General features: G+C 71.5%; 13 protein-coding genes. 4 read left to right on the top strand and 9 right to left on the bottom strand.

The window, feature by feature from the left end:
* Positions 1 to 184 precede the first annotated feature (184 nt).
* Positions 185 to 1,144 carry an ABC transporter substrate-binding protein gene (locus tag AB0H32_RS42055; RefSeq protein ID WP_361132895.1) on the bottom strand — a complete coding sequence of 320 codons (960 nt, stop codon included), beginning with the start codon at positions 1,142 to 1,144 and terminating at the stop codon, positions 185 to 187.
* A 217-nt stretch (positions 1,145 to 1,361) separates the two neighbouring features.
* Between AB0H32_RS42055 and AB0H32_RS42050 the strand changes: the two genes are divergently transcribed.
* The 4 genes from AB0H32_RS42050 to AB0H32_RS42035 are packed head-to-tail and all read left to right on the top strand — an operon-like array spanning position 1,362 to position 5,293.
* Positions 1,362 to 3,797 (top strand): ATP-binding protein, encoded by a 2,436-nt coding sequence (locus AB0H32_RS42050; RefSeq protein ID WP_361132892.1) that lies wholly within the window; start codon positions 1,362 to 1,364, stop codon positions 3,795 to 3,797.
* Complete coding sequence (locus tag AB0H32_RS42045) at positions 3,794 to 4,264, top strand: roadblock/LC7 domain-containing protein (protein ID WP_361132889.1); 471 nt, start codon at positions 3,794 to 3,796, stop codon at positions 4,262 to 4,264. Before AB0H32_RS42050 ends, AB0H32_RS42045 begins: the two co-directional genes overlap by 4 nt.
* A 32-nt stretch (positions 4,265 to 4,296) precedes the next feature.
* Positions 4,297 to 4,707 (top strand): DUF742 domain-containing protein, encoded by a 411-nt coding sequence (locus tag AB0H32_RS42040; RefSeq protein ID WP_361132886.1) that lies wholly within the window; start codon positions 4,297 to 4,299, stop codon positions 4,705 to 4,707.
* Complete coding sequence (locus AB0H32_RS42035; protein WP_361132883.1) at positions 4,694 to 5,293, top strand: ATP/GTP-binding protein; 600 nt, start codon at positions 4,694 to 4,696, stop codon at positions 5,291 to 5,293. The genes AB0H32_RS42040 and AB0H32_RS42035 overlap by 14 nt, the downstream gene beginning before the upstream one ends.
* Before the next feature lie 4 nt (positions 5,294 to 5,297).
* Here the strand turns inward: AB0H32_RS42035 and AB0H32_RS42030 are convergent, their stop codons facing one another.
* The 8 genes from AB0H32_RS42030 to AB0H32_RS41995 form a co-directional block, all read right to left on the bottom strand.
* On the bottom strand, positions 5,298 to 5,966 hold the full coding sequence (locus tag AB0H32_RS42030; RefSeq protein WP_361132880.1) for an ABC transporter permease: 669 nt from the start codon (positions 5,964 to 5,966) through the stop codon (positions 5,298 to 5,300).
* On the bottom strand, positions 5,963 to 6,616 hold the full coding sequence (locus AB0H32_RS42025; protein ID WP_361132878.1) for an ABC transporter permease subunit: 654 nt from the start codon (positions 6,614 to 6,616) through the stop codon (positions 5,963 to 5,965). Before AB0H32_RS42025 ends, AB0H32_RS42030 begins: the two co-directional genes overlap by 4 nt.
* A complete protein-coding gene (locus tag AB0H32_RS42020; protein WP_361132875.1) occupies positions 6,613 to 7,740 on the bottom strand; it encodes an ABC transporter ATP-binding protein in 1,128 nt (375 codons plus the stop codon). Before AB0H32_RS42020 ends, AB0H32_RS42025 begins: the two co-directional genes overlap by 4 nt.
* Before the next feature lie 248 nt (positions 7,741 to 7,988).
* On the bottom strand, positions 7,989 to 9,284 hold the full coding sequence (locus tag AB0H32_RS42015) for a GAF domain-containing SpoIIE family protein phosphatase (RefSeq protein WP_361132872.1): 1,296 nt from the start codon (positions 9,282 to 9,284) through the stop codon (positions 7,989 to 7,991).
* 79 nt (positions 9,285 to 9,363) lie between these two features.
* Positions 9,364 to 9,771 carry a peptide-methionine (R)-S-oxide reductase MsrB gene (msrB, locus tag AB0H32_RS42010; RefSeq protein ID WP_361132869.1) on the bottom strand — a complete coding sequence of 136 codons (408 nt, stop codon included), beginning with the start codon at positions 9,769 to 9,771 and terminating at the stop codon, positions 9,364 to 9,366.
* Positions 9,772 to 9,785: 14 nt separating this feature from the next.
* Entirely contained in the window at positions 9,786 to 11,177 is a 1,392-nt protein-coding gene (gene murC / locus AB0H32_RS42005) for a UDP-N-acetylmuramate--L-alanine ligase (RefSeq protein WP_361132866.1), read from the bottom strand.
* Positions 11,178 to 11,366: 189 nt separating this feature from the next.
* On the bottom strand, positions 11,367 to 11,840 hold the full coding sequence (locus AB0H32_RS42000) for an indole-3-glycerol phosphate synthase (RefSeq protein WP_361132863.1): 474 nt from the start codon (positions 11,838 to 11,840) through the stop codon (positions 11,367 to 11,369).
* 127 nt (positions 11,841 to 11,967) lie between these two features.
* Positions 11,968 to 12,477: dihydrofolate reductase family protein (locus AB0H32_RS41995; RefSeq protein WP_361132861.1), on the bottom strand; the 510-nt coding region annotated here is incomplete at its 5' end.

The raw sequence follows: 12,477 nt of genomic DNA, 5'->3' as shown, positions 1-12,477 counted from the left end.
CCCGGGCGGCGGCCGGGGGGGGGGGGGGCGGGGGGGGGGGGGCGGGGGGGGCCCGGCCCCCTCCGGGGGCCCCCCGGCCTCCGGGGGCCCCCCGCTTCGTGGGGTTCACGGTCGTGTCCTCGCCGTGGGGTTCACGGTCGTGTCCTCGCCGTGGGGTTCACGGTCGCGTCCTCGCCGCGGTCGGTCAGTCGAGAGCGGCGGACTTCAGCCAGGCCTTGGCGACGTCCAGCGGGTCCTTGTTCTGCGACTGCACCTGGGTGTCCAGGTCCAGCAGGGTCGCCGTGTCCAGCTTGGCGGAGACGGCGTCGAGCGCTTCGGCGCCCTTCTTGTTCAGGGCGCTCTTGTGGACGAGGGGCTGCACGTTCTCGAAGCCGAAGAGGTTCTTCGGGTCCTGCAGGACGACGAACTTCTCCTTGGCGATGGTCGTGTCCGTGGTGAAGATGTCCGCCGCCTGCACGGCGTCCTTCGTCAGCGCCGTCTGGGTGAGCGGGCCGCCCGCGTCCAGCGCCTTGAAGGACTTGAACTCCAGGCCGTACACGTCCTTCAGACCGGCCAGGCCCTGCCGGCGGGTCTGGAACTCCGGCGAGGCCCCGATGGTGAGGTCCTTCGCGATGTCCTTCAGGTCGGCGATGGAGGACTTCTCGGTGAGGTGGTACTTCTTCGCGGTGCTCGCGTTGAGGGTGACCGAGTCCTTGTTCTGCGCGGGCGAGGGCTTGAGCAGGGTCAGCTTGGAGTCCAGCTTGGCCTCGATGGCCGACGTGGTCTCCTCGACGGTCTTCGGGGCGGCCTTCTGGTCGAGATAGGCCAGCAGTGCGCCGTTGTACTCGGGCAGGACCGAGACGGAGCCGTTCTTGAGCAGACCGTACGTGGTCTCGCGGCTGCCGATGTTCGGCTTGTAAGTGACCTTGATTCCCTTGGCCTTGAGGGCCTCGCCGTAGATGTCGGCGAGCAGGATGCTCTCGGCGAAGTTGTTGGATCCGACCACGACACCGTCGCCGCCGGACTTGCTGTCCGAAAGAGGGTCACTGCCCTTGCCGTCGGAGGAGTTACAGCCCGCCAGCAGGGCCGTCGCCGCCGCGAGGGCGACCGCCGCCGCGCCTCGGTTCCTCCGGATGGGCCTGCTGATGCGCTTGGTGAAAGTCACCCATTGATCCAATCCAGCCAGTTCTGGACCAGTCAAGTGGATTCAGGTCACCGATTGGCTTCGATCCGCGATCAGTTGGCCGCGCTTTGTAACGGGTTCTTTATAAAGGCCGTGCTCATTGACGCTTCAAGGAGACGGTAGTCTCGCGGCAGTTGAAATCGGTCACAGCGGTGCAGGGGGCCCGCTTCCGCCACAAGGCACCCCCGAAGGAGGCCCGGTGTCCACGAACACGGTGGACGCGCCCGCCCGGCATGCCCCGGTACACCGTGGTGTACGCGGCTTCGCCGACCGCTGGCCCTTCAGACGCAAGCTCAACCTGATCGTCGGCATCCCGCTCGTCGCCGTCGCCGTCCTGCTGTGGTACCCGGTCACCGACCTGATCCAGCAGTCGGACAGTGCCGCATCGGCGGCCCGGACCGTGCGGGACAGCGCGCAGGTGGCCCGGCTGACGGACCGTGTGGAAGCCGAGCACCAGCAGGCGATCCTGCTCTCCGCACGGCGCGAGTCCGGCGACTCCAAGCCCTCGCTCGGCGCCTACCGCGCGGCGCAGAAGGCGGTGGACGACCAGGTCGAGAAGGTGCGTGGCACCTTCGGCGGGCGGCTGCCGGACGCCGAGAAGCAGGCCCTCGGGGATGCCGACGCCCTGTCCAGCCTGCGCCAGAGCGTCGAACGGGGCTATCTCCCGGCCGACAACATCGACCCCGCGTACACGGATGCGGCGAGCGGCGTGATCGACGGTCTCGGGCTCGACCGCAACACCACCCTGGCGACGACCTTCACCGGCAACCTGCTGGACTCCCTGCTGCGCGCGGACGCCGCCCACGGCGCCTTCGAGACCAGCGTGTTCTCGGCCAGCACCGGGGACACCAACGCATTGATCGAGTTCACCAACGCCGTCGGCTCCTACGACCTCTACGCCCACCAGACGGATCGTTTCTCCAGGTTCGCGACCGAAGGCCAGGCCCGGCAGCTGGCCGGCCTCGACCACACCACGGCACAGATGAAGATCGCCGCGGCCTACGCCGAGTTGCAGATCGACCCCAGCCAACTGGAGGCGGGCAGCCGGGAGACGATGCGCCACTCGGTCCGGGCCGCGCTGGACGACTACCCCTCCTACCCCGAGCAGGCCGCCGCCCGGCTGAAGATCACCACCGCGCTGATCGACCAGATCGCCGTCCGCGCCGACGCCTCCGCGTCCTTGGCGAAGTGGCGCGCGGGCCTGCTGCTGTGGGGCGCGGTCATCGGCCTCGCACTGTGGATCGCCCTCGCGGTGCTGGTGCGCCGCTCGGTGGTCCGGCCGGTGCAGGCGCTGACCGGAGCCGCGCAGGAGGTCGCCGACGTGGCCGGACGCGAGCTGGCCCGGGTGGCCGACGACGACGCCGAGGACGACGGGCCGCCCCGGCTGCGGGACATGCCGGTCACGGCCCGCGACGAGATCGGCGACCTCGCCGAGGCCTTCAACCGGGTGCAGACCACCGCCGCCGCCCTGCTGGAACGCCAGGTGCTCAGCCGCCGCAACACCGCCGAGATGTTCGGCAACGTCGGCCGCCGCGTCAGCAACCTGACCACGCGCCAGCTCGCACTCATCGACTCCGTGGAGCGCGGCGAGACCGACCCGGCGCTGCTGGAGCGCCTCTACTCCATCGACCACATCGCCGTACGCCTGCGCCGCAACGCCGACAGCCTGATGCTGCTCGCGGGCATCCGGGAGACGGGGCTGGACGACGGGCCCATGGCGCTGTCCAACATCGTGCGGGCCGCGCTCGGGCAGATCGAGGGCTACCAGCGGGTGCGGCTGTACTCCGCCTCGGACGCGTTGGTCGAGCCGGACATCATCGGCGACCTCACCCTGATGGCGGCCGAACTCCTGGAGAACGCGGTGTCGTTCTCGCCCGAGGGCAGCCCCGTCGAGGTGACCGTCCGCTCCGGCGCCGACGGCGCGCATGTCGTCGTCACCGATCACGGCCTCGGCATGAGCGCCGAGCGGATCGCCGAGGAGAACGCCCGCCTGATCCGCCGCGAACGCCTGGACCTGGTACCGACGAAGGTGCTGGGCCTGTTCGTGGTCGGCGCGCTGGCCCGCCGCTGGGAGATCGGAGTCGAACTGACCCGCACGCCGGGCGGCGGTGTGACGGCCGAGGTGACCCTGCCGGCCGCTCTGCTGCTGACGCCGAGCCCGGTGGCGGAACCGGTCGCCGTGGCAACGGCGGACGCGGACGCTCCCTCGGGTCCCGTGCCGTCCGGCTCGACCGGGGAGAAGACCGACTCCGACGCCGGTTCCCTGCCCCGCCGGCCGGCGAACCGCGGGGCCGCCACCCCCGAGGAGCAGGCGAACCGCGGGGCCGCCACCCCCGAGGAGCAGCCGCAGCCCGTGCCCTCCGGCAGCGCCCGCCCCCTGCGCCGCCGGGTCCGCGGCGCCACGCTCCGTACCACCGCCGCTGTGGCCCAGGCCGTGCCGCAGGCGGCCCGCCCCCGGGACGCGGAGGCCGAGCGCAGCGCACTGGAGGAGTTCGAGGCGGCGGTGGAACGCGCCCGCCAGGACTGCGAGACCGGCAGCCACGCGCTGCCCCACCCCGAGAACGACCCCGCCCTTTCCCCCACGCCGACCCCGCCGCACGACCAGAGCCACCTTCCGGAAGGAGCCGAGCAGTGAGCACGTCGACAGGTGACACCCCGACGGGCGGCACCACGCCGACCGACCTGCAGGCAGCCGCAGCCGACTTCACCTGGCTGCTGAAGCGATTCGCCACCGAGACCGCGGGCGTCGTCGACGCGATCGCCGTCTCCTCCGACGGCCTGCTGATCGCCGTGTCCGAACTGCGTGAGCGCGCCCACTCGGAGCGGCTCGCCGCGATCGTCTCGGGCATCACGAGCCTGGCCGCCGGCGCCTCCGGCAACTACGGTCTGGGCGGCCTGAACAAGGTCATCATCGACCTGGAGGGCGGTCATGTCATCGTCTCCGCGATCGGCAGCGGCGCCGTCCTCGGCGTGGTCGCCGACAAGGACGCCAAGCTCGGCAACATCGCGTACGAGATGACGGTGTTCGCCAACCGCGCCGGTGCCGCCCTCAGCCCGCAGCTCGTCATGGAGCTGAAGAACAGCGTCGGCGCCGCCGGCTGAGGCGCCCGCCCGGAGAGGAAGAGCTGACTGCCATGGCGGACGGCACACCGGACCCGGCCCCGGTCGGACCCGCCCCCGCCGTACGGCCGTTCCTGGTCACCGCCGGCCGGGTGGCGGACGCCGCACCCGGCCGGTCCCTGCCCGTGGAGACCCAGGTGGTGGCCACCACCGCCGGTCTCGACGCGCTCGGCCGGCTCTCCTTCGAGCAGTACGACATCGTCGCCGCCTGCCGGCTGCCGCAGTCCGTCGCGGAACTCGCGGCCCGGCTGCGGCTGCACCTCAACGTGGTCCGTGTGCTGGCCGAAGACCTGTGCGAGGCGGGGCAGCTGGCGGTCCACCTGCCCGATACCGAAGCCACCCACGACGCCTCCGTCCTGCGCAGGGTCATCGACGGCCTGCGGGCCATTCCCGACTCCCGAGGGGTACCGAGTGACACCGACTGAACCGCTGGCCGGGGGCGCGGCCGCACCCTCCGCCGTGCGGCCGCCGCTGCCGGTCAAGATGGTGATCGCGGGTGGCTTCGGCGTGGGCAAGACCACCGCCGTCGGCTCGATCTCGGAGATCGAGCCGCTGACCACCGAGGCCTCGATCACCGAGGTCGCGGCGGGCGTGGACGACCTCACGCACACCCCGTGCAAGACCACCACCACGGTGGCGATGGACTTCGGGTGCATCACCATCGACCCGACGCTGAAGCTGTACCTGTTCGGCACGCCCGGGCAGGAGCGGTTCGGGTTCATGTGGGACGACATCGTGGAGGGCGCGGTCGGCGGCCTGGTCATCGTCGACACCCGCCGCCTGGACGACTGCTACGCGGCCGTCGACTACTTCGAGCACAAGGGCATCCCGTTCGCGGTGGCGGTCAACGCCTTCGACGGCCAGGTGGAGCACTCGCTGGAGGAGGTCCGCTGGGCCCTCGACGTCTCCGAGGGCGTCCCGGTCGTGGTGTTCGACGCCCGGGAGCGCGGCTCGGTGCGGGACGCGCTGCTCGTCGTCCTCGAACTGGCGCTGGCCCGCACCGAGGGCTGAGCGCTCAGGTACTGCGACGCACGCCCGGCGAGACCGCGATCCGGGACACGGCCCAGAACACCGCGAGGGTCGCGAGCGCCAGCCCGGCGACCAGGGTGGCGCCGCCGACGACCTTCTCGTAGTTCTTCTGGTAGAGGCCGTCGATGATGTAGCGGCCGAGGCCGCCGAAGCTCACGTAGGCGGCGATGGTGGCGGTGGAGACGATCTGGATGGCCGCCGTGCGCAGCCCGCTGAGCACCAGCGGGAGCGCGACCGGGAGTTCCACCTGCACCAGCACCCGCGGCTCGGACATCCCCATGCCCCGTGCGGCGTCCACCGGGGACGGGTCCAGGGAGCGGATCGCCTCGTAGGAGGTGACCAGGATCGGTGGTACGGCGAGCGCGACCAGCGGGATCATCACCGGCAATTGCCCGAATCCGAGCCAGGTGAACATCAGCACCAGCAGGCCGAAGCTGGGCAGCGCGCGGGCAGCGGTGGCGATGAGCGCAAGGGCGTTGCCGCCGCGGCCGTAGTGACCGGTGACCAGGCCGACGGGCAGTCCGATCGCGGCGGCGACGGCGAGGGCCTCCAGGGAGTAGCGGATGTGCTCGGTGACGCGGGTGGGGATGCCGTCCTGGCCGTGCCAGTGCGCGCCGTCGCTGAAGAAGGCCTGGACGAAGTGGAGTACGTTCACCGGGCGGCGCCCTTCCGTGGCATCCAGGGGGTCAGCAGGACACGGACGAGGACCAGCAGGGCATCGACGAGGATCGCCAGGACCGCGGTGGTCACCACGGAGTTCACGGCGAGTTCGGGCCGGTGGTAGATCTGCGCGTCGTTGAGCAGGTTGCCGAGCGCGCCCTGGTTGCCGATGAGCATGCCGACGCTGACCAGGGAGATGCTCGACACGGTCGCCACCCGCAGGCCCGCGAAGATCGCCGGCACCGCGATGGGCAACTGCACCTGGAGATAGCGCCGTACGGGTCCGAGGCCCATGGCCGTGGCGGCGGCGAGGGTCTCCGGCGGCACCGAGCGGACGCCGTCCACGATCGCGGGGACCAGCACCACCAGGCTGTACACCGCGAGCGGGATCATCACCGTCGTCTCGGTCATGCCGGTGTAGTCGATGAGCACGACGAAGAAGGCCAGGGACGGGATGGCGTACAGCACGGTGGTCACACCGAACACCGGCAGATACAGCCAGCGGAACCGTACGCACAGCTGGGCCACCGGAAGGGAGACGAGCAGCCCGGCCAGGACCGGGATCAGCGCCTCCCTCAAGTGCAGGCCGATCAGCCCGAAGTAGCCGTGCTGGAGGTCGCTCGGGATGTCGAAGAAGCCGCTCATCGGGCGGCCTTCGCATCCTGGCGGGCGCCCTCGGCGTGGGCGGTGCGGATCGCCTCGCCGATCACCTGCTGGGAGACGACACCGACGGCGCGACCCTCCTCGTCCACGGCCACGGCCCAGCCGGTGGGCGACAGGACGGCACCGTCGAGCGCGGTGCGCAGCGAGTCCCTGCCGGGCTCGAACGGCCGCCCGTACGGCAGCAGTCGGCCCGGGTCGATCTCCCCGGCGGTGAGGTCGTCCGGCGCACCCCAGCCGAGCGGCCTGCCGTCGGTGTCCGTCACCAGCAGGTACGGGGCCTCGCTCCGGGCGGCGAGCTTCTCCGCGCCCGCGTCGATCGCGACCACGGGTTCGGTCTGCAGTTCCAGTCCGCCCGAGGAGAAGAAGGACAGCCGCCTGATGCCCCGGTCTGCGCCGAGGAAGTCCTCCACGAAGGGGTCGGCGGGCGCACTGAGCAGTTCGGCCGGCGGGGCGAACTGGGCGAGCCTGCCGCCGGTGCGCAGCACGGCGACCGTCGTGCCCAGCTTGATGGCCTCGTCGATGTCGTGGGTGACGAAGACGATGGTCTTGCCCAGCTCGTCCTGGATGCGCAGGAGTTCGTCCTGCAGGCCCTTGCGCACGACCGGGTCGACGGCGGAGAAGGGCTCGTCCATCAGGAGCACCGGCGGGTCCGCGGCGAGCGCGCGGGCCACGCCGACGCGCTGCTGCTGGCCGCCGGAGAGCTGGTAGGGGTACCGCTTGGCGAGCGAGGTGTCGAGCCCGACCCGCTCCATCAGTTCCGCCGCCCGCGCCCGTGCCTTCTGCTTGCTCCAGCCGAGCAGCCGGGGCACCGTGGCGATGTTGTCGAGGATGGTGCGGTGCTGGAAGAGACCGGCGTTCTGGATGACGTATCCCATCGACCGGCGCAGGGTGTTGACCGGCTGCTGCCGGATGTCCTGGCCGTCGAGGAGGATGCTGCCCTCGCTGGGCTCCACCATCCGGTTGATCATCCGCAGGGTCGTCGTCTTGCCGCAGCCGGAGGGACCGACGAGGACGGTGATCGCGCGGTCCGGTATCTCCAACGACAGCCCGTCCACGGCCACCGTGCCGTCCGCGTACCGCTTGGTGACTGACTCTATCCGTATCAAAACGCCGCGTATCCTTCGGTTTTGGCGGGGCCTGGACCGTTGCCCGGAGAGTCTAGACGCCGAGTGTTTCGGTACTTTGGCGGGACAGTGACCGGCGGCCCGGTGACACCCGGCCGCGCCCGACCTGCGAGGTGTCCGACTCCCCTCCGCGCGCCGCGGCGTCAGGCGGCCACCGGCACCCCCGCCGTCCGCATCACCCGGCGCCCGGCGTCGACACGGGCACGGTCAAGCCGTCGGCGTGCGCGGGGTCACCCCGTCACCTCGACGCCGTCCAGCATCTCCGCGGCCGCCTGCCGCGGGTGCGGCCGTGCCGCGAGGACCGCCACGTCGTCCTCCGCGTGACGCGCGTCCAAGGAGGTCAGGATGGTGTCCAGAACCTCGCCCACGCCGTGGCCGGCGTGGAAGCGCAGGGCGGACAGGCGGGCCATGGAACGGTCGATGTCCTCACCGCGGCGCTCCACGAGCCCGTCGGTGAAGAGCACCAGGGTCTCGTCGGGGGCCAGCTTGTGGGTGGCCGACTCGTATCCGCCGAAGCCGGTGCCGAGCGGCGGCCCGACGGGCACGGGCAACGGCGTGGCCAGGCCCTCCCCGCTGATGAGCACGGGCGGCAGATGTCCGGCGCTGGCCAGCGTGACCTGCCCCCGGCCGGGGTCGATCCGCGCGAGCAGACAGGTGGCGGGCCTGCGGTCGGCCTCGCCGGAGGAGATGTCGTCCATCTGCCGCAGCACCCGGTGCGGAGGCAGGTCGGAGGAGGCGATGTAGCGCAGCGAGGAACGGTAGGCGCTCATGTCGACGGCGGCCTCCAGGCCGTGCCCCATCACATCGCCGACGACCAGCAGGGTGCGGCCGAAATGGAGCCGTACGGTCTCGCACCAGTCGCCGCCGACCAGTACCCGGCTGCTGCCGGCCGGCAGGTACCGGATGGCGACGTCCAGGTTCGGGTGCGGGCGGCCGGGCTCCGCGAGCAGCGCGCGCTGCAGGTCACCGGCCGTCCGGCTGACCTGGTCGTAGGCGCGGGCGTGCCGGATGTGGGAGGCGGCGCGTTCGGCGAGGAGAGTGAGCTGCTCGGCCTCCGAGCGGGTGTACGGCGCTCCGTACCGCGCCGAGACCAGGACACCGTACTGGTCGCTGCCGCTGGTCAGGGGCACGCAGAGCGCGGGCAGGCCACGGATGCCGGGCGGCTGCACGATCCAGGGGTCCGGCTGCCGGTCGGCCGCCGGAGTGCCCACGTCCCGGGCCACGGCCATGGCCCACCGGGTGTCGGGCAGCAGGTCTGCCTCCCCGGCGGTCATCCGGTACCCGGAGACGGACTTCCCGATCCGTCGCATGATCGCGGCCCCGCCGCCGGTCAGCCGTACGGCCGCCCGGGTCAGCTCGGCGCAGGTCGTCTCCTCGTCGAGGGTGGTGCCGATCCCGGCTGCGGCGGCCCGCAGCGCCTGCAGTCGCCTCGCGTCGCTCTCCGGCTCGCCGGCCCCGTGGTCCCGACGGTGGCCGTAGGGAGGCGTGGGCCTGCGACGGGCCTGGATCCAGCGCGCGACACCCATCACCCTCACAGAATCTCAAACCGGAGCGGGCCGGGCACCGGTCTCGGGCGTCCCGGCCGCCCCTTGGGCCCCGCCGGTTTCAGGCCTCGTCCGGCTCCAGCCGCAGCGAGATGCTGTTGATGCAGTACCGCTGGTCGGTGGGGGTCGGGTAGCCCTCGCCCGCGAAGACATGGCCGAGGTGGGAGCCGCACCGGGCACAGCGGACCTCGGTGCGGACCATGCCGTGCGAGCGGTCCTCGACCAGCTCCACCGCGTCGGTGTCCTTCGGGTCGTAGAAGGAAGGCCAGCCGCAGTGCGACGCGAACTTGGTCGTGGAGGTGAACAGCTCGGCCCCGCAGGCCCGGCAGGAGTAGACGCCCTTGGTCTTGCTGTCCGTGTACTCACCGGTGAAGGCCGGCTCGGTGGCGGCCTGGCGCAGCACGGCGTACTCGGCCGGGGTCAGCTCCGCGCGCCACTGCTCGTCCGGCTTCTCTACGTCGTACGACATGAGCCTCAGCCCCTCTACTGCTGCGACAGACGGTCCAGGATCTGCGGGCCCAGGTCGGTCACGTCGCCCGCGCCCATGGTGAGAACGAGATCACCGGGCTTCGCCATTCCCGCGATCACCGCCGGGATCTCCGTCTTGTCGTGGACGGCGGTGACGTCGGCGCCCGCCGCACGCGCGGCCTCGATGATCAGCTCGCTGGTCACCCCGGGGATCGGGTCCTCGCGGGCCGGGTAGATGTCGAGCACGACGGAGGCGTCGGCGAGGGTCAGCGACTGGCCCATCTCCTTGCCCAGCTCCTGGGTGCGGGAGAAGAGGTGCGGCTGGAAGACGACCAGGATCCGGGAGTCACCGGCGGCGGCGCGCATGGCGTCCAGGTCGGCGGTCATCTCGGTGGGGTGGTGGGCGTAGGAGTCGATCACCTGCACCCCGGCCGCCTCGCCCTTGAGCTGCAGACGCCGCTTGACGCCGGTGTAGGCGGCCAGCGCGGGCGCCAGCTCGGCGGCGGGGACGCCGAGGGCGGCACCGGCGGCCAGCGCGGCGACGGCGTTGAGCGCGTAGTGACGGCCGGGCACGGAGACCGTGAAGGTCAGCTCCTGCCCGTCCAGCACCGCGGTGACCCGGCTCTTCAGCCCCTGCGGTACGACGGCCAGGACCCGCACGTCGGCGTCCTCGGCCTCGCCGTACGTCACGGTCCGCACCGACCCGGCCAGCCGCCGGGTCAGCTCCCGTGCTCCCTCGTGGTCGGCGGAGATCACCAGTGTGCCGCCGGGCACGATCTTCCCGGCGAAGGTCTCGAAGGACTCGTAGATCTCGTCCATCGAGGCGTAGTTGGCGTGGTGGTCCAGCTCGACGTTGAGGACGATGGCGACCTCGGGCGCGTACTTGTGGAAGCTGCGGTCCGACTCGTCGGCCTCGGCCACGAAGATGTCGCCGTCGCCGTGCAGCGCGTTCGAGCCGGGCTCGTCCAGGTCGCCGCCGATGGCGTACGACGGCTCACGTCCCAGCGCGGAGAGCGAGACGGCCAGCATGGAGGTGGTGGTGGTCTTGCCGTGGGTACCGGCCACGGCGATCGGCCGCAGGCCCTCCATCAGCGCGGCGAGCGCGTCGGACCGGTGCACCACCGGAATGCCCAGCTCGGCGGCGCGGGCCAGCTCCGGGTTGTCCTTGCGGATCGCCGACGAGACGACGACACAGCTCGCGTCGTCGGCGAGGTGCGCGGCGGCATGCCCGATGTGCACCGTCGCGCCCAGCGCCCGCAGCGCCTCGGCGGTCGCCGACTCCTTGGCATCACTGCCGGCCACCTCGGCCCCACGCTGCGCAAGAATCTTGGCGATCCCCGACATCCCGGCGCCGCCGATGCCGATGAAGTGCGGTCGGTCCATGGCGGTGGGAAGTCCGGGTGCCATGCGTCTCTCCATAAGATCCGTACGAGCTAGAGCAGCCCTAGCCTATGCGGTGGAACACGGGTCACCCTGCAATGGGCTCCACCGGTCCGGCCAGGGGGCGCGGGGAACTGCGCGAGCGGCCACGGCACACCTGCACCCGCCATCGCACCGCACCCCGAACGGCGCTCACCGGTGAACCCGGCGGAGCGCTTACGCCTTGCTGTGCGAGAACAGCTTCAGCACCGGCACGCCCACCTTGTGCCGAGCTCGGGAAGCCCAGTCCCGGTGGAAGAACTCCTCCACGTAGTGAGGATCGGTCAGCACGATCACCTCATCGGCACCGACCTCGGCGACCAGGGACTTCAGCGCATCCAGCGGATGATCCTCGACCAGCCGCCCCTCGGCCTCGCTGCCGGCGGCCCGCAGGGCCGTCAGGGACACATCGAGCGCCTGCTGTCCCACGCTCCTGGCCTCATCACCCTCGGGCGTCGCACCCTCACGAACCGCCTCGTCCAGTTCCCCGAGCGCGATGTCGTCGATGGCCCGCAGCAGGCGGTCCGCCTGGTCGCCGCGCGGCTGGAGCAGCACATGGAAGGAGACCGGTTCGTCCCCGTGCAAGGTGGTGACGAACTCCACGTCGGCGGACGTCAGGGCCTTCTCGATCATCAGAACGCTTGTGAACACCAGGCGCCTCTCTCCTCCGTGGGCCCGGCAGGGCCCTGCGGAAACCATCCTGCCCCGTGATCGCACGGGTAGTGCCGGACTTAGTGTGCCCGCCGGAAGCTAAACGGAATGGTAGATTCCGATGATTTCATGACCGACGGTAGCGACTGAACAGATATCCGTCCTCCTCCAGCAGGGACACCAGCTCGAAACGGCGCGGAACGGCGACGGACGGGCCGCCGGCGATGCGCTGTGCGTCCCCCGCGGTCAGCATCGGCGAGAGGGTCAGGCACAGCTCGTCCAGCACGCCCGCCGCCACCAGCTGGCCGAGCAGCCTGGGCCCGCCCTCGGTGAGCTGCCGGGTGTGACCGAGACCGGCCAGCGCACGCACCGCGCGCGCGGGGTCGACCCCCATGCCGTCCCCGGCGACGACCACCCGGGCACCGGCCTTCTCGGCGGCGGCGACCCGGTCCGGAGCCGCGGCGGCGCCGGTCAGGATCACCGTGGGCACCAGGGGCGAGGTGAACAGGGGGAGGGAGAAGTCCAGCTCCAGGCCGGCGGTGACGACCGCGACCGCCGGGGCCGGCCCCTGTCCGGCGGCCTCGCGGGCCTGCGCGAACTCCGCACGCGCGCGTGCGGGGCGGTATCCCTCCTGCCG

This window comes from Streptomyces sp. NPDC020362 (assembly GCF_040642095.1).
Classification (GTDB): Bacteria; Actinomycetota; Actinomycetes; order Streptomycetales; family Streptomycetaceae; genus Streptomyces.
This window is presented reverse-complemented; position numbering and strand designations above follow the sequence as displayed.